Source organism: Parageobacillus thermantarcticus (assembly GCF_900111865.1).
Lineage (GTDB): Bacteria > Bacillota > Bacilli > Bacillales > Anoxybacillaceae > Parageobacillus > Parageobacillus thermantarcticus.
The window spans coordinates 1-25,593 of sequence record NZ_FOJS01000039.1; the positions used below are offsets into that span (position 1 = coordinate 1).

Sequence of the window (25,593 nt, forward strand, 5' to 3'; positions counted from 1 at the left end):
ATTCCTCATCCCTATAACCTCGGGGACAAAGGGTTCATTAGCCGTGACTTGCAAAAAAGGCTGTACGAAGAATACCAAATGGCGCTTTGGACTCCGTCTCGAAAAAACCAGAAACATCGCCCGTCCGAGGCATGGGAGAAGTGGATCCAACAAAAACGCAAAGTGATCGAGACGGTGTTCTCGGTTCTGGTTGACCAATACCGGATCACAGAGATTCGAGCGAATTCCATGATCGGATTTGAAGTAGCGCTCGATGGCATATTGTTAGCCTATTCGCTGGTCACACTAGGGCTAGTTGAGTTCTAACGCTCAACTAGCACCACGGGTAAATTCAATATTGGGATATTTTCTTTTTGCTTTTTTCAGCATTTCCATAGAGTAATCCACCGCGACCACCTTTATTTTATCTAACGGAAAAAATGCCAAATCAGCCCCAGTGCCCACCCCGGCAAAAAGCACCCTGCTCCCTTCTCTAACATTCACTTGCGCAAATACTCTTTTTCTTGCTGAGTAAAATAGGCCTCGATTAAAAAAGAAATCATAAACGGGCGCCCAACATTTATAAATAAAAGCATTCCAGCTGTTGTTCAACCTTATCACCTCTTTGTGCTAAGAAAATTCCCGCCTTTTCTCTTCAGTTCTGAAATTAGGTCAAGTCCTGATTATTGTGTAAAATTTCGCTCTTGGTCCAGCGAATTTAGACCTTAGGAAATTAAACAGCTTTTTGCCGTTTCTTTTTACACAAAACCTAGGACTTCATCCTGAAATTATCTTCATGTTCCCGCAACATGTTAATCTCTTTTTTATATACAACCATATATGCCAAACCCTTCTATCCTATGATGAAACACTGCCACGGTACATAAAGAACAGCGCCGCCAACATGAACACTAAGCCAAGCAGGCGGTTTACATTCATCGGAATTTTTTGCGCGTCGAACAAGCCAAAATGGTCAATGATCATGCTAATGACAATTTGGCCAACAATTGCCGCAAAAATGGTTAAAGCCGCCCCCACATTTGGCACAGAAAGAATGACAAAAGTCACGAAAAAAGCCCCCAGCAAGCCGCCAAGCAGATTCCACTTAGGCACTTGAAACACGTGGGTGATTTGTCCCTTGCCAAAAAATAAGACTAAGAATGTCAAAAAAAGCGTTCCGACAAAAAAGGAAATAAACGCTCCTTCGACGCTGCCGATTTTTTTGCCGAGGCTTCCGTTGATTGGCGCCTGAATTCCCGCCATCATCCCGCCCAACAAGGCTAAAAGGATGTACAAAAATTTCATTTTACCGCCTCCTTCATAAAGTGATTCATTACAATCCTATCATATTCCCATTGCAAAAGTGATAAAATAAATCTTTATCATGCATTTGCAGACATCATAAAGGCTATTTAGAAAAGTGGTCACATCTTACATGTAAAAATTACCCATCCGTCCAGTGAACTTGAATTACCGGAAAACAGCATCCTTTTTTTACCGTTTTCTCTTTACATAAATTTCTTAGACGCAATCTAGAAAAATCCTTGCCCACACAAAACGCTGGCGCTACAGGATTCAAAAAATAGGTGAAAAAATGGTTATTTGTCCGAAACATTCTTCTTATATTTATCATTTACTACAATAGATGTGAAAGCATAAATCTTTGGAAAGGAAGAGATGTATAATGGCTTGCTCATGTAATGGCGGCTTATTTCCACGATTGTTTTTTACACAATCTACAACCGATTTACCCGTTCCTATCGTAGCGGCAACCGTTACCGCCACTCCTGTGCTTACTCTTGAACCAATCACTACGCTTAGCGGGGATGAAGTAAAATTAGATTCCATGGTTGAACTATCACTCGCAGTGGCCGTACTTGGCGTTGGCACTGGAGTAACAGGTATTACTTATCGTCTAGAACGCTCTACAAACGGAGGAGCATTTACACCACTTGCATCACTTGATATTGAACCTTTAATCCCTATTTTAGGTGTTGCCTCCACCACATCTTTATTCCCGAATCTTACTTGGGTAGACAGACCAAGTGTTGGAACACACGTTTACCGTATCGTTATTGAAACAGATGGAGGAATTTTAACTGGCGTAACTACGATTACGGCAGAAACTCGTGCATTAAATGCCCTTGTCGTTCGAGAAGCATAAATAAACACGGCTGACTCAAACAGAAGATGAAATATACATTGAGTCAGCCTAATTATGAAAAATCTATACATCATTTTAGTCACACATGAATCGCAATATTGTTCAAAGCCCTGACCCCATTTTGCAGCTGTTTACAATAAAAAAAACCTTCCATTTTATAAAACGTTTGTACTCCTTTAATAGCAAATTTTAGCTGGAAATTGGAAAAAGCCAATTTCTGTCCAGGCTCAATTTGTGAAATGCGGACAGGCTTTAGCCAAAATTCTCCTCTCTCCTCTACGATTTTATTCGCATTTTCATCAATATATTGCCACGGTTCCATCACCAATGGATTTAGACGACGATCATATTGGACATCCTCTCCAAGCTTGGCGGATAACGCCGCACATTCTTTTGGCGTCACTTTTAAGCATATATAGGGATTTTCAAGAGCAGCGGAACCAATGTTGTGAATCACAAAGTTGCCGATGACAATCCCTTTTTGGTCGCCGCCTTTTGTCAATAAAAACGAATACGTAAAATAGGAAATGACACTGATATTCACGTGATGGATTCTCTTTTTTTCTTGTTCTTTTGCTTTTCTTATTTCATTCCATCTTTCTTTTATTTCTTGTATTTCCTTTTCTAACGCGCGTATTTTATTTTCCACTTCGAAAATGGAATCATCCATTTTTTCCTGGTTACTAAAATCTATCATCGAAAGACAACCAGTGGCTCGCTGTTCGGCTGCAACGCCAGCCAAACTGGTTCCTTCCCCTCGTCCTTGTGCGCCAACGATTTTAGCAACCAACTTTGCACCTCCTTGTAAAAAATAAATACTCCTTTTATTTGTATATGAAAAAAAGAGGAGTAAATCCCCTCTTTTTCGAAATGGATAGGAGGCTAAATAAATTATTTTTACATAACTGGAAATACTGATGGACATTGTGGCGGGAATACGTCCACCGGACATTCGTCATCATAAACAATTCTCGGGCGAGGTTGGCAAAGCTTCGCAGCCACTTCTAAAATCACTTCATATGTTACGACAATGCTTTGACAAACTCTTACTAAGATCGTCGCAGTAATCGTCCCATCTGTATTTTGTGTAAATGAACCTACGCGACAAATGTTGAAAGCGTTTTGTGTGGAATTGCAATATACTGTTGTGCCTTCCGGAGCGCAGAGAATCACTTCTTCACTTGTTGTAATCAATGCTGGATTGCTGGATACAGTCACTTGTGTGCCGGCTGCATTAGTCCCGGTCACTTCCAAAACCACTTGAATCGTTTTGCTTAATGTAACAGCTTGAAGTGTAACGACTTCATCTCCGACCATCACTTCGATATCGCGCCGCGGACCATCTTCAGTGCATTCTAAAAGACTCATCGAACAATTGACTTGAGAAATCGTTACATTAGTAAGCGAATCGGCAGGAAACGAAAAGGTGATATCTTGTGTGAGCGCCACAACATTTGTCGTCCAGTCGTATACTTTGCAAACTTGAATACACTCAGGACTAAATTCTTGGGCAAACTGTTCTAAGTTAATCGCCATCGAGTAACCTTCCTTTCATGAATTTTTTCAGGCTACTCTATACTATGTAATTCGCCAATATGAGTGACAGTATCGGCGCCCAAATTTCCCAGCATACGCAAATGGTTTTCTATGTCAATCTTTATTAGGAACTTGCATATAATTGTAAAAAATGGGCATTTTCCATGTTAAACATTGCCGAAAAGGTGGTGATGCTGTGAACGAAGAGCACAAAAGCATCCAGTTGGAACAAAAAATCATCCACCTCAAATCAGAAGTGGAAAAATATAAAACAATGCTTGCTGCGCTTCAATCCGATCAACAATTAAACCATCTCAAAGAACAAATCGAACAGTTAACATCCGAAAACGCCCAACTGAAAGAGAAATGTCATCATTATGAAGAAACGATTTCCACACAAACTCATGAAATGGACCGTCTCTCCACAGAATTAGAAGAAACAAAAAAAGAGAATCTTTTATTGCGTGATGAAATTCAAAAGTTACGAAGTGAAAATTTCGCTTTTCAAAAAAAAGTAGAAGCAACCGAAGAAAAAATCAAATCTTTGGTAAACAATGCAACGATTGCGGAACGAAGGCAAGCTGAACTTGAAAAAGAAAACGAGATTTTACAAGAAAAAACACTGTCGTTGGAGAGGGAACTTTCTTCTCAACGGTCTCTTATGAATGAGTATCTTTCGTTTCAATCAGAATTACAATCATTCACATCTTGGATAGAAAGGATCAAGACAATGGAAAAAGATTATGTTTTTTTAAAAGAAAACAGCGATAAAATTTTAAAAGAGTTTGAAGAGATGAAAAAAGTTTTATTTACACAAAAACAAGAAACAGAAGATTTAAAAGAAGAAGTCCGCACGTTAACAAAAAAATTCCGCGCCATCGAAGACATCGTATCAGAATTTGACAGCGAGAAACAAAAAGATTTGACGATTTTACAAAAACGCGTCCTGCATCAACAAGTTGAAATGGAAGCTATTCTAGAAAAAAGCATTCTGTTTGCGAAAGAAATAGAGAAAATATCGAAGCAACTTACTGATTTAACGGAAAAAATCGACCAAAAAAGAGAGGATTCATCGTCAAATTCAGAAATGAAAGAAATGTTGTCACAATTAGTACAACGATTAACAGCGCAACATGAAACTACCCATGTAGAAGAAGGCAAAATAGAAACTTTGCCACCCAATCCAATAAAGGAAAATACAGGAAATGAAACGTCGCTTACAAACAGTTTTCTTAAATTACATGAATTTATTGACGAAACCAAGCAATCGATCATCGTATCCCCAGTTAAAAAGAAAGGGCAAAACCATACACAAACGTTCAACATGTATCCTCAGAAATTTAGCCAGATAAAAAATATACGAATTGAAACCAAACCTCTCCAAAACATTCAACGACCATTTTTCTATAAACAACCCGGAGAGGATGATGATAAATCACCCAATCTAGTAACGTCAACGTCGTTATACACAACCGCGCAAGATGAGCTTTCAGACACGCAGTTCCTCACCGCCGAATTGAACGCTAAAGCAAAAGAAAAGCCAATGACATCAGAACATATGAAAGAAAAAGCATTCGAGCAATTGAAAACACATCCGAATCCACCCGAACAAATGGAAAAAGAAGATCACGGAGATATAGCTTCCATCGTACATGAAGATCACGCTGATATGCAAGAAGAAAAACTTGGCTATGAAAGTCTTGAAATGATAAAATCTGAAAATTACAAATCAGAAGGAGAACATTTCACGAAAAACAACAAAACAAACATACCATCTCTAAGCGAAAATCCTGATATTTCTATCATTGCTGAAAATGTACAAGAAACATGGGAGACACAAAAGAGTCCTCCTAACAAAAAAATTCAAGCAGCCGCTCTTCAACCAGCAGAACTAACCTTTCATGAAGAACCGGTAAATCCATCCTTCAAAATTTATAGCAAGTTTTCAGAAGACGAAGCACCCTTTCTTAAATCGAATAATGAATCTGCCGAAGAAGATTTAACGAACAACAAGCGAGGATTTTTCTCATTATTTAAAAAAAAATATTCAAATAATGTGAGGGCGCGGGACTAATCCCCGTCCTCTTCTACATCCCATTTTTCGTTCAGAAAAAATCCGGTTCTTCAGATGGTGTGGAATGAAAACATATCCTTTCATTTTTTCCATGAAGCGAGGGGAAGAAAATCGCAAAAGAGGATAAAGAATCGATCGGTAAAAAGCATATCTTCACTTCTCATCAGACATCAAAAAGAGGGTTTCGGAGTGCACGTCTGATCCTAAGTTTGCCGTTTCTATGCACTCCGAAAATCCATCCATGATTTTAACCATTTTTCCTTTTATATCCATATCCTGTTTCCGCTACGTTACATTACCAGCGAGGAGCTCTCCCGGTGCGACAACATAGCTATACACAACAGAGTCGTATCGGACGATTTACGATCGCGACGGAACGCGCTAAATTTATTTTTGTTGTTGGTAAGGATGATAGTTAGTGGAAGCGGTTTTTGGCGTTTCTGCTATTTCTTTGGAAATTTCCATAGTCGCTAAGCTCGGCATTTTCATTTGTCTGTTCATCAAACTGTTGAGACTGCGCATCGCACGCTGAATCGGTTTTGCCATCATATACTGAGCTCCACTTCTTCTCATCCTGAAAATGGCCGTTGCGGCAATTCCCAATCCTAAACTGAATATGGTCCATATAGCATTGTTATTATTTCGGCGCCCCATTAATCGCAGCAGTTGGTTCCACATTCTTCTATTACGTCCAAATTTAAATAGGCGTAAACGATTCATGATCTTTACACTCCTCTTTGCCAGTTTCCCCTTTGTTCGAAATATTTTTCGAACATTTATTAATGTGCGTTAGAAAAGCGAGATCATGCATGGGAAACACTTACTTAACGGCAACGCAGATGAAATCCCGACAATGGGGCAAAAAAAGCAAAAAAGCGATGTTGTGCTCCGCCATCCAATGCATCGGACAAACAAGAAATTTTATACAATATTGGATTTTTAACGATTAAATCCCAAGAAATATTGTGAAAAACAGCAAAAAGCGATTCCGTTTTCTAATGATCCAAGTTTGCGCTGTACGAGAGGGGCTTATAAATTAGAACTTGTCCATTTGCCACAACACATATTCCTTATTCCACAGACTTAAAAAAATATATGTGTATTTATGCATTCGTTATGCGTTTTGCAATGTGTTCACACACAGTACATTTTTTAGAATCGACAGAAGTCGTGTCGAACTATTGAATCCCTCCACTTTTTTAAAACTGATGTCATTGCAGACACCTGAACAATCAGAACAGTTGCCAAAAAACACCTTCCATCTCCTGAGAAAGCTATTGACAATACTCAGGGGGGCAGGCATTTCCATCATTTATTTAATATTTTCTCTTTACGAAACAAGTATCTAACAACAGACTGTTTGGACGAAACATGAGCTTCATTTTGCGATGCCAAATACGTATACAACGCTCCCATAAATAAGGCGCCACCGACAATATTGCCCAATGTAACAGGAATAATGTTATGCATCACCCCAGCTATGTTGATTGTTTCTGGATGCGGAACCGCTAATGCAATCGAAAAGAGGACGAAATTGGCAATAGAGTGTTCGTATCCAGAGGCAAAAAAGATAAAAACAATAAGAATCATCGAAAATATTTTTGCTATATCCTCTTTCATTTGCATTGGAATAAAAATCGCTAAACAAACAAGCCAGTTACAGAGAATCCCTTTAAAAAAAAGCTGCGTCGCTGTTGCTTGCATTTTTGTCTCCGCCACAACAAATAATAAATGATCTCGTGAAATATGGTCAAAAACGCCAGATTGCGAAATAAGAAAAGCAAAAAACACAGCGCCTAATAAGTTACCGCTATAACATGCAAGCCAATTTCGCAACATATCTTTGATGGTCGTTTCTTTTTGCAAGGTGCTGATTGTAAAATACATCGTATTGCCAGTAAATAGTTCTGCCTCACCGTACATAATTAATACTAAGGGTTTGTTTTTATTAGTATTTCCCGAAAAGCGATTTGTTATTGGAATTGATGACAAACCAACAGAGCATACAATTATGATGGACAAATTCACGAGACGAGAAACGATGTAGTAGGGATCTAAAATCTGAAAAGGTTCTTCCACAGATAAAGCAAAAACCCCGGAGACATCCCCCAGGGCTCATTTTGGTTTGTATCAGCCTATATACAAGCGAATCATCCTGTTATGCAAAGATTTTTTATATTACAAACAACAAATCCGGTTCGCTTAAATATTTTTTCAGTTCGTTTAACGCTTTTTGCGCTAATACGCCGTCAATCAGCCGATGGTCGTAGCTGAGCGATAAAGCCATCATCGAGGCGATTTCAATCGAGTCATTGACAACGACTGGTTTTTTCTCAATTCTGCCGATGCCTAAAATGCACGATTCTGGATGGTGGATGATCGGCGTAAACCAAGAGCCAACCGCCGAGCCGATGTTCGATATCGTACATGTAGATCCCGTCATTTCATCCGCTTTGATGGAACCATCTCTTGCTTTTTCGGCAAGTTCTTGAATTTCCTTGGCGATTTGAAATAACGATTTTTGATCCGCATGTTTGATCACCGGAACAACAAGACCGCGATCAGTATCGGCAGCAAAGCCGATATGGTATTCATCCTTTAAGACGATTTCTTCCCGCTCGTCATCTAATGACGCATTTAACATCGGGTACTTTTTCAACACAGCCGTTAACGCTTTGACGGCATATGCCAAATAGGTGAGTTTAATTCCCTCTTCATCCGCAAACGGTTTCACTCTTTGGCGATGGGACACCAGCTTTGTTACATTCGCTTCATCAAAATGTGTCACATGCGGAATCACCGATTTCGAATGAACCATGGCGTTCGCGATCGCTTTTCGAATGCCGGTAAGCGGGATTCTTCGTTGATTTTGCGTGATGACCTCTTTTTTCGTTGGTTCCTTGCCGGCTGCCGCTTCTTTTTCCGCTTCTGTTTGTGCTGATTTTCGTTTGGCGATGACAGCTTCGACATCGCTTTTTAATATTCTTCCGTTAGGCCCGGTCGGTGTCACTTCATCAAGGTTCACATTGTGTTCTCTTGCAAATTTGCGCACGGATGGCGCCGCTTTGACAAACCGGTTTGGCTGTTTTTCGCTTTCGCTTTGTTTTGCCGCGTTGCGGACATCTTCTTCCGTCACTTTACCGTTAGGTCCGGTCGGTGTGATAAGGCGCCAATCCACCCCAAGTTCTTTGGCTAATTTTTTTACACGCGGTGTCGCTTTTTTCTCCACCGGAATCGCTTGTGCTGCTTTTGCCTGTTCCCCTGCGGAAGCTGCCGCTTCACCGACTGTTTCAATGACGGCCAGCACATCCCCGACCGCGGCGGTTTCGCCTCTTTTTTTTCTGATTTCTTTTACAACGCCCGACTCCGGAGCTTCAACTTCCGAAACAGCTTTTTCTGTCTGCACTTCCACAAGCGTATCGCCTTTTTCCACTGCATCACCTTCTGAGACATGCCAGAAGGTGATCAAACTTTCATCATGCGTATCGGATAGTCGAGGCAAGTTCACTTCGATTAACATGGCTACCTCCTGTATTGGAAATCGATTTTATTCGTTGACTAGTTTCATTGCTTCGTGAAAAATTTTATCGGCGTTTGGCAAAACAAATTGTTCAAGCGGACGGCTGTATGGAATTGGCACATCCGGAACAGCCAATCTTCTCACAGGCGCGTCCAAATCATATAAACCTTCTTCAGCTGCGAGTGCGGCGATTTCTGCCGTCATGCCGTATGATAAGTAATCTTCATCGACAACAAGCAAACGGTGCGTCTTTTTAATCGACTGAAGAATCGTTTCGCGATCTAAAGGAACAAGTGAACGCAAGTCGATGACCTCGGCTTGGATTCCGTGCTGTTCCAGCTTTTTCGCGGCTTCTAAAGCGTGATGTGTCGTCATTTGGATGCCGACAATCGTAATGTCCGTCCCTTCTCTTACCACTTTTGCTTTGCCGATTGGCACGATGTACGCTTCTTCCGGAACATGTCCGACGGATGCGTCCAGTTGGTCCATCCATCCTAATCCTTGTAACGTCTTATGGAACATAAAGACGACTGGATTGTCATCCCGAATGGCGGAAATCATCATTCCTTTCAAATCATATGGAGTAGATGGTGCTACCACTTTCATTCCCGGCAGGTGGGCAAAAGTGGCATATAATGTTTGCGAATGCTGGGCAGCGTCGCTGTATCCCCCGCCAACGGCGGTCATTAACACGATTGGCAGCTTAACCCGTCCTCCTGACATATACGGAATTTTCGCCATATGGTTATAAATTTGGTCCATACAAACGCCGAAGAAATCGACGAACATTAATTCAACAATCGGCCGCATTCCTTCTGCAGCCGCTCCAATCGCAGCTCCAATAAAAGCCGTTTCAGAAATCGGTGTATCGATCACCCTTTTAGGGCCGAATTGTTGAAATAATCCTTCTGTCGCTCCAAATATGCCTCCGTATACACCGACATCCTCGCCCATGACAAATACGTTCGGATCTCTTTCCATTTCTAAGCGAATCGCTTCGGCAATCGCTTTATTTCCCGTTAATAAGCGTTGCTTTGTTTTTTGCATTTTTATGACCCCTTTCTATCGTGTTTTAAACAAACAGATCTTTTAAAGCATCTTCCGGTTCCGGATAATCGCTTTCGCGCGCGAACTGATAGGCGGCTTCAACTTCCTGCCTTGCTTTATTTTCCAATTCAATCAGCCGCTGTTCTTCTATTCCATGTTCTTTCATTAAAAATTGGCGCATGCGAACAATCGGGTCTTTTTCTCTTAACAAAGCCACTTCGTTTTTATCTCGGTAAACTTCCGGATCTCCTTGGAAATGCCCTAAATAGCGATAAGTCTCGATTTCAATAATCGATGGCCCTTCTCCTTTTCGCGCCCGTTCCACCGCTTCTTTGGAAACGTTGTACATTTCGATCGGATCATTATCTTTCACATAATATCCTTTAATTCCATAGGCGACCGCTCTTATATCGTTGGATGGAACGGACGTGGACGCGGATTTAGGGACAGAAATTCCGTATTGATTGTTCTCAATCACGACAATCAAAGGCAAATTCCACAATGCCGCCATATTTAAAGATTCATGGAAAGCACCTTGGTTAGCCGCTCCTTCCCCAATAAAAGCGACAGCTACCCAATCCGTTCCTTTTTTCTTTGCCGCAAGCGCCGCGCCAAGCGCATGGGGAATGCCGGCTCCGACAATTCCGCCGCAAGAAAATTTGACATCTGGATCAAATAAGTGCATATGCCCGCCTTTGCCTTTTCCAAGTCCAGTCACTTTTCCAAAGATTTCGGCGGTCATACGGTTTAAATTAACTCCTTTTGCGATCGCATGATGGTGCGGACGATGTGGAGACGTTACCGTATCTTCTTTTTTTAGATGGACACATATGCCGACGGCAGCCGGTTCCTGCCCTGTTGCCAGATGCATTTCACCCGGTACAGGCCCCGCACCGATATTAAAGACAGGGTTCTTTCCTTCAGCATAAGCTTCTGCCATTTTGTCCTCGTAATAACGAATTTTGTACATTGTTTCGTACATCCAAATAAGATGATCGATCGAAATCGTCAACTTGCTCTCCTCCTTTATCAAAAATAAAGCGTTTTCATTTATATTGAAGGTGCAAAAAGCATGCCAATATAGAAGAAGGAATGTAGCAATCCCCGCAAAATACGGATGATTTCATTCACAAAATTGAAAGATTTTCTTCATGAAATCATCAACTTGATAAGAAAAAAAGCAACAAAGTGTCCCATTTTGGAACACTTTGTTGCCACATATTGATACAATTTGATACAAAATGAAACATTAATAAGCAATGTTAAATTTTCTCATTTGCCGATAAAAAGTGCTTCTAGAAATTCCTAAATGCTTGGCCGCTTTGGAAATATTCCCGTTGCACAAACGCAATGCCTGAATGATCGACTGTTTTTTAATATCGTCTCTATGCACCGATATCTCTTCCTTTTTCGGCATTGGAAACATTTGAAACATTTCTTCCGGCAAATCTTTTGCGGATAAAACGGAGTTCATATTTCGGTTTAACGTTCTTTCTAATATATTTTGCAATTCGCGAATATTCCCTGGCCAGTCGTACTGCATAAGAGTTTGTAAAAAGTCTGGTCGAATTTCTGGAAACGGCTTGTTTAATTTTTGGGAAAGTTTGCTAATAAAGTGATGGACAAGAAGCGGTATATCTTCCTTTCTTTCCCGCAAAGGAGGCAAGGTGATCGGCATGACGTTAAGGCGAAAGAACAGATCTTCCCTGAAGCTTCCTTTTTGTACTTCCTCACGAAGGTTTTTGTTCGTCGCCGCAATAATGCGAACATCAACCGGTATCACTTTATGGCCGCCGATCCGCATCACTTCTTTTTCCTGAATGACACGCAAAAGAAGGACTTGCATTTCCAAAGACATTTCGCCAATTTCATCTAAAAAGAGAGTGCCGCCATCGGCAAGTTCGAATTTGCCTGCACTTCCGCCCTTTTTGGCTCCGGTAAAAGCGCCTTCGACATAGCCAAACAGTTCGCTGCCGAGAAGATCGCGAGGGATTCCGCCGCAATTGATGGCAATAAACGGTTTGTTTCTTCTTTTGCTTGCATTATGAATGGCTTGCGCGAGCATTTCTTTTCCTGTTCCGCTTTCCCCCATGATTAAAACGTTGGAGTCGGTCGTTGCCGCAAGTTTAGCTTCATTTAGTTTTTGGATGAAATAAGGATGCTGTCCGATAATATCATCAAACGTTATTTTTGCCTGGTTTCCTGATAAGTGATTGACGAATTGGCGCACTTTTTCGATTTCTTTCAGCATAATCATCGAACCGATCCAATGGTTGTCTTTATAGATGGGAATTTTATCGACCATGACATGATGGATGTTTCTGGATGGTTTCACTTTTAAATGGAGCTCTTTGTTTTGCAGATAGACAGGCCTATTGGAAGCAATCGATGGATTTGCAAAAATTTCGCCGATTCTTTTTCCTTCGAGATGCGACTGATCAAGGCACAGAAGCTTTTTCAACTGATCGTTCGCCTTGATAATGTTTCCTTCCGTGTCAATAATGAGGATGCCTTCTTTCATATTATTGGTTGTCGCTTCAAGAAACCTTTGCATCATAATATTTTTTTCCGTGTTTTCATTTAATTTCAATTGATATTCGATGGCTTTGACCGCGGAAACCACCATCCCTAGCGTGTGAGGATGGACTTTTTCATATGGTCCGGATACATTTAACACTCCGATGATGTTGCCTTTGGAATCATGAATCGGAGCCGCGGAACAAGTCCATGATTGGCATATTTGCGAATAATGTTCCTCGGCAAATATTTGTACAGGCTGATCGATCGCAATGGACGTGCCAATCGCGTTGGTGCCCATCATTTGTTCGCTCCAATCCGCCCCCTCGACAAAGCCGATTTTCGCGGCCATTTCCAGTGTATCTGGATCGCCGATGGATTTTAACAGCTGTCCTTTTTCATTGCAAAGAATGACTAAAAATCCCGATCCCTTTACGATGGAATACAGCCCTTCCATTAACGGTATCGATAAGTCAATAAGGTATTGATATTGTTCCATTTCTATTGTTTTTATACAACCATATGGCCGGAAAGGATCTACCTTCCATTTTTTTGAGCGAATCCATGAGTCTTTGACAATAGGGGAAAGCCTTTCGTCTAATTCATTATCAAAAATAAAGCGCTTCCACATTTCTTTGACATCCTCCCGCCGACTGTTCACCTCAACACACCTCCGCAAGCATATGAACGGTTTGGCAGTTCCCATAGTAAAATAAACAAATTGAAATGCACAGCCAGGTTCATCCGTCTGTTTCTTCTATCATTTTAGCATTAAACATCGTCAACTAGTTATAAAAAAATTGTAGCAATCAGCGATTCCCAGTTGTTTTTATAGCTCTAAATGCTTCTTTTGCTTTGCGGAAAACAAAAGGAACCTGATCCAATTACCTAACAAGACACATCATTCATATTTTAGGCTCACCAGTGCCACTTGTTTTTCTTTCTTTTCCCCTTTTTCTCTGAAAAAGAAAAAAGCCGCCCACAGCGGCTTCTTTACACGAACATATCACCAATTTCTAACGGGAAACAGCAGTTACTTCCTCTAATTTTTTTGTCGAATCCGTAATATTATCCAATAAATGACGCAGTTGCTTCAATGATCCCATCACATTTTCCACCATGGCTAACAGTTGCTCACTGTTAGCGGCATTGGATTGAATGTTGCTATGCATCTGTTCAAATACGCCAATGACGCCTTGGCCATTTTGGAACATGGTGTCAATGAAATCTCCCAACTGGACAATCTTTTGTGACGACTCTCGAGTGGCATCAATCAAATGCTGAAAAGAATCTTTAGCCTGCTGAATTCCCTGCCTGCTGCTTTCAATGACCGATAGCTGATTGTCATTTCCTTCTTTCGTGCTGGCAATTTCTTTTTGAATATCCAATAAGATCTGTGCAATCTTTTCTGTTGCCCTGCTGCTTTCCTCCGCCAGTTTTCTCACTTCTTCAGCCACTACGGCAAATCCCTTTCCCTGTTCTCCGGCTCGAGCCGCTTCAATGGCTGCGTTCAACGCCAGCAAGTTTGTCTGTCCTGCAATTCCTTGTATAAGTGTGATAATTCCTCCAATTTCCTCCGAACTTTTGGCCAGCTTTTCGATTCGTTTGCTGTTTTCCCCTACTTCTTTGTAGATATTTTCAATCACTTTCGTCATATGCTCCAATCCTTGAATGCTGTTTTCCGCCAAACCCGCGGCTCTGTTTGAGAAGTCTTCGAGCTCGGATGCCATGCAGGAAACATCTGACAATGTTTGGGACATCGTCTCCACGATTCCCCCGGCTTCATGCAACTGTTCTGCTTGCTGTTGATTGTTGCGCGCAGTATCTGTCACTGCGTTGGAAACTTGTTCCAATGTCTCCAGCGTCGTATCCATTTCTGAACTATATTCCTTCTGTGCCTTCGTTACAGCAACTAAATTGCTTTGGATGACCGACAACATTTGCTGGTACTTTTGCACTACTTCTGTAATGGCTTCTTGAATCTCTCGCAACTCTTCTGCTTTTACTTGCTCCCATTTTACTTCCTGCCCGTGCCCCACTTCCCGTAAAACTTTCGAAAAAACTTTCAACGGTTTCAGCACCGACTGGATCACGCTAAACAGCACAAAGAGAAACAACAAGGAAAATATAAAAATCGATAGTATCATTTTATACCCTACTCCGTTAATCAACTGCTGGAACTCCTGTAATACTTGTTTGGTAGATACGGCATGTTGAAAATAAGGGGCAGCATCTAACAAAGTATATAGCACATAGCGCACATTTCCATCCGCTCTTACCGGAACATAGGCCTCCACATGGTCGTCTTTCCGAAGAACCCGCGCTTTTCCGGAAGAAAAGACTGATCGAACATATTCGTTGTTTATCGCCTTTCCTTTTTTCCATAGCGATGTTTGTCCTTTTTGCAATGTTTCCATCAATACCACTTGTTGTGGATCAAACAAGTAAATCGCTTTCACTTCTTTTTTCTCTTGGATGTACCGTCTAAGAGAAGATTCGAAATTGCTGACATCTAACGCCGATTCCACAATTCCTTTCCCATTGGCGCGGGGAATCGCAGTAAACTTGAAGATCTCTCCGGTCTCTGCTTTTATCTTCAAGGTTGAAGGCAATATTTGCGCTTTCCCCGTGAGCAACATGCGATATCCGTTCGAGATATCAAACAGATTAGTCCCTAGTGCCGCCTTCTCTGTAGATGCGACAAAAATTCCTTCTCGGTTTGTGAGATAAAAATCTGTCATCCCCGTCTGAACAGCCAAACGCTCCAAATCTTCGTTATAAAAAATTTCCCCAAACGCCAATATACCCTCATCTTGCGGCCTGTAGCATCCAAACCGCCTATTTTGCCCGTAAAAGACGGGTGATCCTTTCCAAGACGCGCTGTTTTTCTTGCGCGGCGGAAAGCGCGATGCTTCATTTGATCCGCCTCACAGTAAACGCATTTCAAAAAGACTGGGTTCCATAAATTGTGTAAAAAAGAAAATAGCAAGTAGCGATTTTGTTTTCCTCTGATCCAAGTTTACTAGACTGAGAAGGAATTTTTACAACAATAATCGGACACAATCTCCCAAAAGTATATCTTTCTCCTCTTATCCTTTTATTCTTTCATAAACTTCATCATATTTTTTCGCCAGTTCAAAATCGAGCTTCGTCAGTCCTTTCGCTCGCCAAGACGAAATTTTTACCGTGATCAGCTTATAATCAATGGAAATGAACGGATGATGGTTCGCTTCTTCCGAAATTGCCGCGATTTGCCGCACAAATTCGATTCCCCGCAAATAATCTTGAAAACGGTATTTTTTTGCAATCCAGCGCTCCTCGACCAACTCCCAACCTTCCATCCCGCGTAAAAGGGATTGCACTTCTTCCTCTGTTAACCGCATTGCTGTTTGCCCCCTCTTCAAAATTTATATAGTGAAGAACCGACAAGAAATTGATTGTTAATTAAGGCATATTACCAAAAAACTTCGTTAAATCTACACCATTTTGAAAAAATTCTGTTAAAATCCCCACAATCTCGTCCTACTTATTTGTGTAAAATCCCGTTTTTAGTCCAGCAAGCTTGGAACTTTGGAAAATAAAACCGCTGTTGGATGTTTCTTTTACATACATTACAGGAACTTAATCATTCACGATTTAAAGGGAAGCAAAAACTTTCGTTTGCACATAACAGAGTTTTGCAGCGCAATCTTGACAATAAAAAGGCAATATTATATTTTAAAAACATGTTTATTTTATGCTTAACTGCATAAAAGCATAAAAGTATAAAAGCTTAAAAGCATTTAAGGAAAAATGTTTCAAAGAGGGATTGATTTACCCTCATAGTGTAAATGTTCCCTCTCCACCTAGTAAACTTGAATCGTCGAAAAACAAAACGCTTTTTATTGTTTTCTTTTTACATCATTTTTAGCGTTCCATCGTTGCTTTTGCCTGCGAACCTTTAATCATCATTTTGTTTTCGATAACTCTATCATTATTTGTAAATAAATTATCATAATAATATTGCGACAGAAAGGCAGGAACGACATGGAAAAAAATCAGCAAAGTTTAAAAAAAGGGTTGCTACCTAGGCACGTTCAGCTGATTGCTTTGGCAGGCATGATCGGAACGGGCATTTTTAAAGGAAGCGCAGATACGCTAAATATAGCGGGGCCAAGCGTCGTTTTCGCTTATCTATTAGGCGGCCTATTGTTATTTATCGTGATGTCGGCATTAGCGGAGATGGCCATTGTCTATCCTAACTTAAATGTTCAGCACCTAATATATAAAGCGTTTGGATTCCATGTATCCTTTATCGTGGGATGGCTTTATTGGATCAATTGGACGATTGTCACCATTGTCGAAATTTTAGCGGCAGGAAGCTTCCTAAAATATTGGTTTCCATCCGTGCCATTATGGTTTTTAAGTTTCCTTTGCGCCGTCTTGATCATCGGAATGAACTTGTTTCATGTAAAGTACTACGGGGAGATGGAGTTTTGGTTCGCAGGAATTAAAATTGCCGCGTTAACCGTCTTTATTATTTTAGGTTTTGGCATTTTATCGGGAATCATTCCAAGCAATATCGATGATCCTTTGTCCAACTACATGGGACACGGCGGGTTCTTTCCTCATGGAATCGGGGGAATGTTGAGCGCCCTTTTAGTCGTCATGTTTTCATATGGCGGTGCAGAATTAATTGGCGTCACTATTACGGAAACGAAAGACGCCGAGAAAGTATTGCCAAAAGTAATCAAAGGAACCGTATGGAGAGTTATTCTTTTTTATATCCTTCCTATTCTTATTATATGCGGATTAATGCCATGGAATAAAGTTTCGGGAGAAGATAGCCCGTTTGTTCAAGTATTGAGCATCACAGGGCTGCCCGGAGCAGCGCATATTATGAATTTTGTCCTTTTAACCGCCGTTTTATCCGCGGCAAACACTGGGATATACGCAACTTCCAGAATGTTGTATTCCATGGCGCAAAACGGGGAAGCGGCAAAGAGGTTATTAAAAGTTTCCAAACAAGGAATACCGATAAACGGCATTACGATCGTCACCATCTGTATATTGATCGGAGTATTTTTCGCTTATATGGCACCTGATCGCGTCATCAGCTATTTCATGACGATCCCCGGTTTTACCGTTCTTTTAGTATGGATAAGCATTTGCTTGGCTCAACTAAAGCTTCGTTCCCAATATGCGAAAAAACCGTTCTTCCAAGTAAAATGGTTCCCGTACACAACGATAGTAGCAATCGTATCTTTATCGACCATCTTCATCTCTTTTCTATTCAATAAAGATAATATCATCGGTTCCACCGTTTGTCTTGTTATCGTATTTCTGCTTGCCGCATTTTCTTTCATCAATAGAAACGGAAGAGAAAAAACGGCGAATAAATAAAGGAAAAAAGGATGTGGCGCAAAATCACTGAAATTTAGGTATTACAGATCTGCCGATAAACGTGGCTTGCATTTCTAAAAGTTATTTTATCAGCGTTAAAAAACCTCGGATTGAATAGAATCCGAGGTTTTTTGATTGCAGATTCGCGTTCCATTTCTGCCTCGCCTGCGAGTTTCTCCCTCACACAATATTAGAAACGGTTAATCACAACGAATCCTAACGTACCATATTGAGGCATTGATTCGAGTATCCCGCTTGCTTCTTCAAGCGAAATCGTTTTTGAAATCAATTTTTCTGAATGTAACTTCCCCCTTTCAACCATTACTAATAAATCTTTATATCGATGCGGCTGCATACCAAACGATCCTCTAATTTGTAGCTCTTTTGCTACGATCCAATCCGTCGGAAGGGCCATCATCCCGCCCTCTTCTTGTGTCATCAACCCGACTTGCACGTGTGTTCCGCGGTTTCGCAAACTAAGAATCGCATTACGGCATAAATGAACGCTTGTTTCTTTTCGCAAATGCTTCATTATGTGCTATTCTTAATGATGGAAAAAGAAAAAACAGAAAAGGTGTTTTTTATGAAATCATATATCGTTGTTGGAGGCGGAATTTTAGGAGCGTCTACCGCTTATCACTTGGCAAAAGAAGGAGCTGCTGTAACGTTAATAGACAGGGGTGACAAAGGCCAAGCAACGGAGGCCGCGGCTGGAATTGTTTGTCCATGGGTTTCCCAGCGTCGAAATAAGCTTTGGTATCGTTTAGCGAAAGGCGGAGCGAGATTTTATCCTACTTTAATCGAAGAACTGAAAACCTACGGTGAAACGGAAACGGGATATGAGCGTGTAGGAGCAATCTGTCTCCATACAGATGAAGAGAAGCTTCAAAAGATAGAGGAAAGAGCATTACAACGTCGTGAAGACGCACCAGAAATGGGCGAAATTACGCGGCTGTCTCCGGAGGAAACAAAAGCACTATTTCCGCCGTTAGCAAAGGAATATAGCTCCATTCATATCAGTGGCGCCGCCCGCGTCAATGGAAGAGCGCTTCGCGACTCCTTAGTTAAGGCAGCTCAAAAGCTTGGGGCTACTTATATCAGAGGAAACGCAAAACTTATCCATGAAAGTGCTCATGTAATCGGTGTCGAAGTTGAAGGGAGACAGTATGCAGGAGATGCAGTCATTGCAACGGCTGGTGCGTGGTCAAAAGAACTGCTTCTACCGTTAGGCATTGAATTTTTAGTGGTGCCGCAAAAAGCGCAAATCGTCCATCTTGAAAGACCAGAACGGGATACAGACAACTGGCCCGTTGTCATGCCGCCAAATAATCAATATCTCCTTGCCTTTAAAGACGGCCGTATCGTTGTCGGAGCAACTCATGAAGATGAGGCTGGCTTCGATTGCAGAATAACGGCTGGCGGTTTGCACGAAATATTAGATAAAGCTTTAACCGTAGCACCAGGGCTGGCAAATTGCACTCATCTTGAAACAAGAGTCGGTTTTCGTCCATACACTCCTGGGTTTCTTCCAGTCTTTGGAGCGCTTCCAGGTTTTAAAGGCATCTATGTGGCCAACGGATTAGGCGCATCCGGACTGACAGCTGGTCCTTACTTAGGTTCTGAACTGGCAAAGCTCGTGCTCGGAAAACCAACAGAATTAGACCCTCTTGACTATGATGTCGCTGGCGCCATTAAAAAAATAGAATAAAACCCCCGAAGCCGATAAGAAGAACTCCAGCGTCATTCGCTTTCTGTTTGGGTGACCGAACAGCTGTTTAGGCATAAAATCCATTTTCATTTCCGTTTTTGAATGGACGCATCACATAAGAACATTGCCCCGCACAACGCGATCAGAAAGCGGGGCAGCTGCTCACAAAAAAAAGATGACATCCATCATTTCTACAAGCCTTACCTTCCGTAAAAGCATCATATGTTTGCTTTTGCAATCATCCGTAATATATGAAATCTTTCCGCTTTTAGATCACTTCTTCCTGTGTAGATCTAGTTGATTTGCCTAGCCGACATTCGATATACGTTTAGACATAGGTAGGGTTCTTCTTTCTTTGGAATGTTTTTTAGTCTAATCGAAGAATATCCTACTTTTTTCTTTTGGACTAGTGAAATGCTTTACACAAAATTTTATCATCACATCCTAAGTGCATGTCGATGCATGAAAAATGGATGCGATCTATATTGAAATGACTGGATCATGTTATAATGATAGAAACAATTCAAATGAAGAAAGGGGCATATGTAATGGCCGAAATTACGAATGAAATGATTTTGCAAGCGATTAAAGAACTGAATGATCAGCTAAAAAATCATACGGAAGAAACGAATAAACGGTTTGAACAAATCGATCGCCGTTTCGAACAGATCGATCGTCATTTTAAGCAGATCGATGATCGCTTCAAACAAATCGACCATCGTTTTGAACAAATTGACCATCGTTTTGAACAAATTGATCGCCGTTTCAAACAAATTGATCAACAGTTTGAACAAACAAAGCAACAATTGATCGCAATCAATGAACGGTTCGAACAAATCGAACAAGAGATCGTCCAGATGAACAGACAGCTTACTGATGTGGCAAACGGCCAAAAAATTCTCGTAGAAGAATTGTTTGACAATAAAAAGGAAATCAAGCGAATCAAAAATGTCTTAAATATGTATTAACCGTATCCACCATTGAGCGATTTTCTGTTTAGACAAAAACTCGATCGATTGTCAAACGGATCTCGAAACGAAAACAAAATAACGCTTGAAATCAGCTTTTTGGCTTGTGTCAGCACACGCTTTTCTTCTAAATAGCATCTGACTCCTTCGTTGTTTTCTGCTTCAATATACTGGATGGCTTTTACTGTTGTACCCGCCACGCTTCTTCACACCGATATGCAATTCGATATCCCCTACTTCGTACCAAAGATCTCCATTAACCTTAAGCGTCTCGAGTTTTTTCCCTCTCGGGGCGCACACAGGCAATCGCTCATATAACGATGCTTTGTGAAAGACGATTCAAAAAAGAGAGAAAGAGGGCTGATCTTTTTACTCAGCCCTCCCGCTTTGAGGAAATAGGAAAACACAAACACACCGTCGTTCCTTTTCCTTCTTCACTATGAATCTTCATTTCGCCGCCATGCGCTTCGACAATTTTAAAACTCACCATTAATCCTAATCCTGTCCCTTTTTCTTTCGTACTATAGAACGGTTCACCGAGCGTAGCCATCCGCTCTTTCGGAATGCCGCAGCCCTCGTCCGTAATGCAAATGAAAATCGAATCTAGCCGCTGTCTCGCTTCAATCCGCAATATTCCACCATTTGGCATCGCTTCGATTGCGTTTTTGATGATGTTAATGAACACTTGTTTCAATTGATTTTCATCACAATAAAGCGGCGGAAGTTGTTCATCAACGAAACATTGAACCGTCACATGATGCAATAGCGCTTGTCCTTCAAGAAGCTTCACTACATGCTGCAACATTTCCGATACATGATTGTACGTCTTTTTTGTTGGATTCGGCTTCCCAAGCAATAAAAACTCATTGACAATTTCGTTCAATCGTTCTAATTCTGCTTCAATAATATCGAAATACGTCTCATTGCATTTTCCTTCTTTTAAAAGCTGAATAAACCCTTTCAGCGATGTTAACGGATTGCGGATTTCGTGGGCAACCCCCGCCGCCAATTGACCGACAACCGCTAATTTTTCCGATTTTCGCAACAGTTCTTCCGACTGTTGAATAGAATCAATCATATAATTGAAGCGCTTTGCGAGCAAGCCGATTTCCGTTTTATCCGTTTCGTCTGCGCGAACATGTTTTTTTCCTTTCGCGACTGCTTCTGCCACATCACACAGCCGGCGAAGAGGATGGACAATTTGCTGGGCGTAGATCGCTGTTAAAAGCGATAAAATGAAAAATGCCGCGATGGAAGCAAGCCAAAGCGCCTTTTCAAACAACGCATAAGGTTTATAAATTTCCGAAGCAGGGACTTGCGCAACAACCCCCCATTGCAAAATCGGAATGTATGCATAGGAAGCAAGCATCTTCGCCCCTTCCGTATTGACGACTTCTTCATAGCCTGACTGTCCTCGGAGCAATTTTTGCACAATAGCGTTTTCAGCGACATGATCGCCAATTCGTTTTTTCGATGGATGAGAAATAATGTTTCCATTGCGATCGACGATGAACGTATAGCCGTGCTCACCAATTTGAAAACTTTGAACAATGGAGCGAAACAGCTTATTTTGTTCAATTCGCATCGATAAGTTGACGACTCTCTCCACTTCATTCCGCTCATTGAAAACAGGAACAGAAATGACGAGCAAATACCGTCCCGTATCCGCGGAGACGACATCGCTGAAGTAAACTCTTTTCGTTCGCAACGCTTGTTGAAAGTATTCACGCTTACTTAAGTTATAATTAAATAGATGGCTCAAGTCATTAGGATAAAACCCTTTCACATACCCATGCGAATCTAATACTGTAGCGCTGTCAATGTAAGGAGAAATTTTAATAATATGTTCAAGCCCTTCTGACCATTGTTTAGCATCGTCCACCCGAAAATGCGGATCGTTTTGCACGTATTGCTCAAACTTATGTAAACCCTCAGCAATTTGCACAATTTGTTCTTTCATTCGCAAAACGGTTTTATCCGTCATGTGCCGATACTGCTCTTTTGTAATTTCAGGCAAAGACATCCGAGCGATTATAAACATTAAAGCTAGCAAAACAAAAATAACGACTAAATTAATGAGATAAATTTTCCAAAAAATACGTGACCGTATCCAATTCATTTCCTGCGACTCCCTGCATCATCTGTTGTAGATTTTTATTATACCATATTATACCATGAAAATGATGACAAGTTTCATCGTGTACAAAAAACTCGTTCATGTTAAGGATTGCAAGAGCGATTTACATTATGGAAGCACCTTCATCGATCAGCCGCTCGATGCTTTTCCGTGAAAATGCGCGCCTTTGGAGCGGCTATTTTCATGACGGGTGGAGAGCAAAGCGTGCTCATAGAGCTTTTTTGTGTCAAACACATCATCCAAAACTCCCCATTTATCAGAGTCTTAAACCAAACACAAAAATACAGCGGCGAAAAAAAGCATGTTAAATGATACATGGCCAAGCCCTAATTTGTGTAAAATCTGACTCCCAGTCTGGGCGAAGCGGGTCTCCGGAAAATAGAGCCTCCTTGTGCCGCTTCTTTTTACACAAATTCCCAAACTTCATTGAATACATACCTTCAAAACGCATTGGTTCACCGAAACAACGTTGACAACACAACAATCGAAAAAAAGCAAAACCGCTAAACAGCGCTGTTTAGCGGTTTTCTCAAACAATGCAAATTCTCCCTATGTTCTTCTGTGTATCTCTGTTGTCGAATTTCGAATAATTTGGCGTGTCCTCTTTTTAGACAAACATCATATACCGGCAATACATTATGATAACACCTCAAGAAATGTAATTCAACCCTTTTTTTGAATTTTTTTTACTTTTATAATAAAAAATATAGATTTAATTCTTAAAAGGAACATTTATAGAGGGAGGAATTATCTATGTTAACTAAAACAAATAACAGATTGAGATTATCTATGTTTGCAATTATTTCTAGTTTAGTATTTGGATTTAGTACATTGCTCTCTCCACTGAAATCCGAAGCTGTAATTTCCAATGATATTCCGAATCATTCAGAAATTAATTCAGAAATAACTAATATTGTAATTGCATATACCAAATTTGATGAAAAGAAAAATAAGATTGTTATTACGAATAAGAAAGAGTTAAAGAACCAGCTAAATTTAATAAACAATGCGCCATCATACAACGAGGTAGTTAGCGTTATTAAAAAATTTAACAAAGTTATAAATAGTGCTGAAGGTAAAAAATTAAAAGAAAGTATTTTAGAAGAAGTAAATACACAATATAATAATATAGTATCGATACAAAAAATCAGCGGTTGTGGAGCAGCATCCATTGCCGGTTTCGCGCATACTACTGCGTTTACTGGTCTTATGACTCTTGCTGGAATAAGTGGTCCAGCTGGTTGGGCAATAGGAACTGGTGTTGCGGCGGTATGGCTAGGTGCTAGTGCTGCAGCTGGTTGCTTATAATAGTAAGGGTGATAATATGTGCAAAAGTGACTTTAAATCATTGCTGGGTGGAAAGGTAGATATTTTTGCTCGTGGAACTTTTCAGCAACTCACTTTTCTAATTATCTTTTCCCCACTTTTTACAAATATGTTTAAGGAAAAAGTTTTGCTTTATGCCATTTTTGTTTTACTCATTACAATTAGTAATTTGGGTGTGGAGTATTTTGCTATAACAAAAAAAGGACCTAGTCCTAAGAATTATATAGGGTTGTTTTTGTTCATTAGTCTTCCTGTCAATATTATAATTTTGTTGATTTTTTATATTATGCCTTAATAAAGTAACCACCTTATATTTATAAAAAACACCTAGCAGAATGAAGTGTTCCAAGAGAAAACACCTCCTTAATCGAGTGGAGTTATACATTCGATTAAAGAGGTGTTTGTCGTATACGGACAAGAGTTCACATGACAACCGTATAACAATAACAAAATCATCTTTTCAAATATAAGTGGCATTTGTGGTTGTTTATTGCAAAATTAAAGTGCAGAGATGTGCAAAATTTTTATGCAAATGGTTATGCAGAGGGGCTTTACATGGAGGGGCAGTCATGATAACCTGTTTGGCTTTGCCAAATCTGTTACAGCTGGCCGCTTGGCAAAAGAATCATGGCGGCAGGGGCTCCATGTCAAGCCCTCAATAGCGAGAATTCGGATTGAATTTTTATGCAATATAAACGAATTTATATACTGCAATACTCTGCACTTTTTCCTTGCAAAAAACACCGAATCTCCTTGATTGTTCGTTCAATCGCATTCGTCGTGTAAATCACACTTCGAATACTGTTCGGATAGTCCATAAATGTGAGGAGAACATCCAGCTCATTGGCCCAAGATTGGACTTCCCTCGGATACTTACTAGACCATTTCGATTCAAATTGTTGAAACATCTCCAATGCCTTTTTTTATTCGGAGATCGATAAATGAGTTTCAAATCTTCCGCCATTTCGAATTGGTCTTTTTTCCGAACACGATTTAGGGTGCTGCGGACTTTGTGAACGACACAACGTTGCACATCCGCTTTCGGATAAACGGCCCGAAAAGCTTCCTCCAGCCCCGGAAGACCATCAAATACGCCCAGAAGCACTTCCTTGACGCCTCTTTGGTAGAGGCTCTGAAGGATTTCCCGCCATCCATAGGCGCTTTCTTGCCCTCCTACAAAGAAATCAAGAATTTCGCGATACCCTTCTTCGTTCACCCCTAACACCACATAAATG

Annotated in this window: 22 protein-coding genes and 2 pseudogenes; 8 read left to right on the plus strand and 16 right to left on the minus strand. The window is 40.7% G+C overall.

From position 1 onward, the window contains the following. Positions 1-306, plus strand: a 306-nt coding sequence (locus tag BM278_RS14300) for a transposase (RefSeq protein ID WP_143093456.1), incomplete at its 5' end; no start/stop codon positions are given. A 3-nt stretch (positions 307-309) separates the two neighbouring features. Here BM278_RS14300 and BM278_RS14305 read toward each other — a convergent pair. Together BM278_RS14305 and BM278_RS14310 are read right to left on the minus strand one after the other, a co-directional pair. Continuing rightward, on the minus strand, positions 310-591 hold the full coding sequence (locus BM278_RS14305; protein ID WP_244151183.1) for a class I SAM-dependent methyltransferase: 282 nt from the start codon (positions 589-591) through the stop codon (positions 310-312). Between the two features lie 246 nt (positions 592-837). Then, entirely contained in the window at positions 838-1,284 is a 447-nt protein-coding gene (locus tag BM278_RS14310) for a DMT family transporter (RefSeq protein WP_090950991.1), read from the minus strand. A 379-nt stretch (positions 1,285-1,663) separates the two neighbouring features. On the opposite strand from BM278_RS14310, the gene BM278_RS14315 reads away from it, so the two are divergent. Next, positions 1,664-2,143, plus strand: a complete 480-nt coding sequence (locus tag BM278_RS14315; protein WP_090950994.1) for a hypothetical protein — start codon at positions 1,664-1,666, stop codon at positions 2,141-2,143. A gap of 79 nt (positions 2,144-2,222) precedes the next feature. On the opposite strand, the gene BM278_RS14320 is transcribed toward BM278_RS14315, so the two are convergent. Further along, positions 2,223-2,813 (minus strand): hypothetical protein, encoded by a 591-nt coding sequence (locus BM278_RS14320; RefSeq protein ID WP_090951032.1) that lies wholly within the window; start codon positions 2,811-2,813, stop codon positions 2,223-2,225. Positions 2,814-3,040: 227 nt separating this feature from the next. After that, positions 3,041-3,679, minus strand: a complete 639-nt coding sequence (locus BM278_RS14325) for a BMQ_0737 family morphogenetic spore coat protein (protein ID WP_090950997.1) — start codon at positions 3,677-3,679, stop codon at positions 3,041-3,043. 196 nt (positions 3,680-3,875) lie between these two features. Here BM278_RS14325 and BM278_RS14330 point away from each other — a divergent pair, with 196 nt between their 5' ends. After that, complete coding sequence (locus BM278_RS14330) at positions 3,876-5,753, plus strand: coiled-coil domain-containing protein (RefSeq protein WP_090950999.1); 1,878 nt, start codon at positions 3,876-3,878, stop codon at positions 5,751-5,753. Positions 5,754-6,140: 387 nt separating this feature from the next. Here the strand turns inward: BM278_RS14330 and BM278_RS14335 are convergent, their stop codons facing one another. The 8 genes from BM278_RS14335 to BM278_RS14370 form a co-directional block, all read right to left on the minus strand. Then, positions 6,141-6,473 (minus strand): hypothetical protein, encoded by a 333-nt coding sequence (locus BM278_RS14335; protein WP_090951002.1) that lies wholly within the window; start codon positions 6,471-6,473, stop codon positions 6,141-6,143. 588 nt (positions 6,474-7,061) lie between these two features. Next, a complete protein-coding gene (locus BM278_RS14340) occupies positions 7,062-7,832 on the minus strand; it encodes a formate/nitrite transporter family protein (protein ID WP_244151184.1) in 771 nt (256 codons plus the stop codon). Positions 7,833-7,926: 94 nt separating this feature from the next. Next, positions 7,927-9,273, minus strand: a complete 1,347-nt coding sequence (locus tag BM278_RS14345) for a dihydrolipoamide acetyltransferase family protein (protein WP_090951005.1) — start codon at positions 9,271-9,273, stop codon at positions 7,927-7,929. Between the two features lie 27 nt (positions 9,274-9,300). Next, positions 9,301-10,320, minus strand: coding sequence for an alpha-ketoacid dehydrogenase subunit beta (locus BM278_RS14350; protein WP_090951006.1), 1,020 nt, complete (start codon positions 10,318-10,320; stop codon positions 9,301-9,303). A gap of 25 nt (positions 10,321-10,345) precedes the next feature. Continuing rightward, complete coding sequence (locus BM278_RS14355) at positions 10,346-11,332, minus strand: thiamine pyrophosphate-dependent dehydrogenase E1 component subunit alpha (RefSeq protein ID WP_090951009.1); 987 nt, start codon at positions 11,330-11,332, stop codon at positions 10,346-10,348. A gap of 237 nt (positions 11,333-11,569) precedes the next feature. Next, positions 11,570-13,498, minus strand: coding sequence for a sigma-54-dependent Fis family transcriptional regulator (locus BM278_RS14360; RefSeq protein WP_090951011.1), 1,929 nt, complete (start codon positions 13,496-13,498; stop codon positions 11,570-11,572). A gap of 355 nt (positions 13,499-13,853) precedes the next feature. Next, positions 13,854-15,638: a methyl-accepting chemotaxis protein gene (locus BM278_RS14365; protein WP_090951014.1), complete on the minus strand. Its 1,785-nt coding sequence runs from the start codon at positions 15,636-15,638 to the stop codon at positions 13,854-13,856. Between the two features lie 288 nt (positions 15,639-15,926). Beyond that, on the minus strand, positions 15,927-16,220 hold the full coding sequence (locus tag BM278_RS14370) for a 4a-hydroxytetrahydrobiopterin dehydratase (RefSeq protein ID WP_090951015.1): 294 nt from the start codon (positions 16,218-16,220) through the stop codon (positions 15,927-15,929). A gap of 643 nt (positions 16,221-16,863) precedes the next feature. On the opposite strand from BM278_RS14370, the gene BM278_RS14375 reads away from it, so the two are divergent. Beyond that, the gene (locus tag BM278_RS14375; RefSeq protein WP_090951018.1) at positions 16,864-18,219 is read left to right on the plus strand and encodes an amino acid permease; all 1,356 of its coding nucleotides are present in this window, start codon (positions 16,864-16,866) and stop codon (positions 18,217-18,219) included. 190 nt (positions 18,220-18,409) lie between these two features. Here the strand turns inward: BM278_RS14375 and BM278_RS14380 are convergent, their stop codons facing one another. Beyond that, a complete protein-coding gene (locus BM278_RS14380) occupies positions 18,410-18,751 on the minus strand; it encodes an MDR/zinc-dependent alcohol dehydrogenase-like family protein (protein WP_208601817.1) in 342 nt (113 codons plus the stop codon). A 51-nt stretch (positions 18,752-18,802) separates the two neighbouring features. Here BM278_RS14380 and BM278_RS14385 point away from each other — a divergent pair, with 51 nt between their 5' ends. Together BM278_RS14385 and BM278_RS14390 are read left to right on the plus strand one after the other, a co-directional pair. Then, a complete protein-coding gene (locus BM278_RS14385) occupies positions 18,803-19,927 on the plus strand; it encodes an NAD(P)/FAD-dependent oxidoreductase (RefSeq protein WP_090951035.1) in 1,125 nt (374 codons plus the stop codon). A 548-nt stretch (positions 19,928-20,475) separates the two neighbouring features. After that, positions 20,476-20,895, plus strand: coding sequence for a hypothetical protein (locus tag BM278_RS14390; RefSeq protein ID WP_090951020.1), 420 nt, complete (start codon positions 20,476-20,478; stop codon positions 20,893-20,895). On the opposite strand, the pseudogene BM278_RS19315 reads toward BM278_RS14390, so the two are convergent. Together BM278_RS19315 and BM278_RS14400 are read right to left on the minus strand one after the other, a co-directional pair. After that, a pseudogene (locus BM278_RS19315) lies at positions 20,892-21,177 on the minus strand (VOC family protein); the annotation flags it as partial. The gene BM278_RS14390 and the pseudogene BM278_RS19315 sit on opposite strands and share 4 nt — an antisense overlap. A 91-nt stretch (positions 21,178-21,268) precedes the next feature. Beyond that, complete coding sequence (locus BM278_RS14400) at positions 21,269-23,014, minus strand: PAS domain-containing sensor histidine kinase (RefSeq protein ID WP_090951025.1); 1,746 nt, start codon at positions 23,012-23,014, stop codon at positions 21,269-21,271. A gap of 771 nt (positions 23,015-23,785) precedes the next feature. On the opposite strand from BM278_RS14400, the gene BM278_RS19055 reads away from it, so the two are divergent. Continuing rightward, positions 23,786-24,340, plus strand: a complete 555-nt coding sequence (locus BM278_RS19055; protein WP_208601818.1) for a hypothetical protein — start codon at positions 23,786-23,788, stop codon at positions 24,338-24,340. Next, positions 24,312-24,653, plus strand: coding sequence for a hypothetical protein (locus BM278_RS14410; RefSeq protein ID WP_244151185.1), 342 nt, complete (start codon positions 24,312-24,314; stop codon positions 24,651-24,653). The genes BM278_RS19055 and BM278_RS14410 overlap by 29 nt, the downstream gene beginning before the upstream one ends. Before the next feature lie 448 nt (positions 24,654-25,101). On the opposite strand, the pseudogene BM278_RS14415 reads toward BM278_RS14410, so the two are convergent. Then, positions 25,102-25,593, minus strand: a pseudogene (locus BM278_RS14415) (IS256 family transposase); the annotation flags it as partial.

What these genes read in the sequence shown, in the direction of transcription:
- BM278_RS14315 (WP_090950994.1), top strand. Translation starts at nt 1,664, where the DNA reads ATGGCTTGCTCATGTAATGGCGGCTTATTTCCACGATTGTTTTTTACA.
- BM278_RS14375 (WP_090951018.1), top strand. Translation starts at nt 16,864, where the DNA reads ATGGAAAAAAATCAGCAAAGTTTAAAAAAAGGGTTGCTACCTAGGCAC.
- BM278_RS14385 (WP_090951035.1), top strand. Translation starts at nt 18,803, where the DNA reads ATGAAATCATATATCGTTGTTGGAGGCGGAATTTTAGGAGCGTCTACC.
- BM278_RS14380 (WP_208601817.1), bottom strand. Translation starts at nt 18,751, where the DNA reads ATGAAGCATTTGCGAAAAGAAACAAGCGTTCATTTATGCCGTAATGCG.
- BM278_RS14350 (WP_090951006.1), bottom strand. Translation starts at nt 10,320, where the DNA reads ATGCAAAAAACAAAGCAACGCTTATTAACGGGAAATAAAGCGATTGCC.
- BM278_RS14325 (WP_090950997.1), bottom strand. Translation starts at nt 3,679, where the DNA reads ATGGCGATTAACTTAGAACAGTTTGCCCAAGAATTTAGTCCTGAGTGT.
- BM278_RS14335 (WP_090951002.1), bottom strand. Translation starts at nt 6,473, where the DNA reads ATGAATCGTTTACGCCTATTTAAATTTGGACGTAATAGAAGAATGTGG.
- BM278_RS14400 (WP_090951025.1), bottom strand. Translation starts at nt 23,014, where the DNA reads ATGAATTGGATACGGTCACGTATTTTTTGGAAAATTTATCTCATTAAT.
- BM278_RS14310 (WP_090950991.1), bottom strand. Translation starts at nt 1,284, where the DNA reads ATGAAATTTTTGTACATCCTTTTAGCCTTGTTGGGCGGGATGATGGCG.
- BM278_RS14390 (WP_090951020.1), top strand. Translation starts at nt 20,476, where the DNA reads ATGGCCGAAATTACGAATGAAATGATTTTGCAAGCGATTAAAGAACTG.
- BM278_RS19055 (WP_208601818.1), top strand. Translation starts at nt 23,786, where the DNA reads ATGTTAACTAAAACAAATAACAGATTGAGATTATCTATGTTTGCAATT.
- BM278_RS14320 (WP_090951032.1), bottom strand. Translation starts at nt 2,813, where the DNA reads ATGGATGATTCCATTTTCGAAGTGGAAAATAAAATACGCGCGTTAGAA.
- BM278_RS14345 (WP_090951005.1), bottom strand. Translation starts at nt 9,273, where the DNA reads ATGTTAATCGAAGTGAACTTGCCTCGACTATCCGATACGCATGATGAA.
- BM278_RS14370 (WP_090951015.1), bottom strand. Translation starts at nt 16,220, where the DNA reads ATGCGGTTAACAGAGGAAGAAGTGCAATCCCTTTTACGCGGGATGGAA.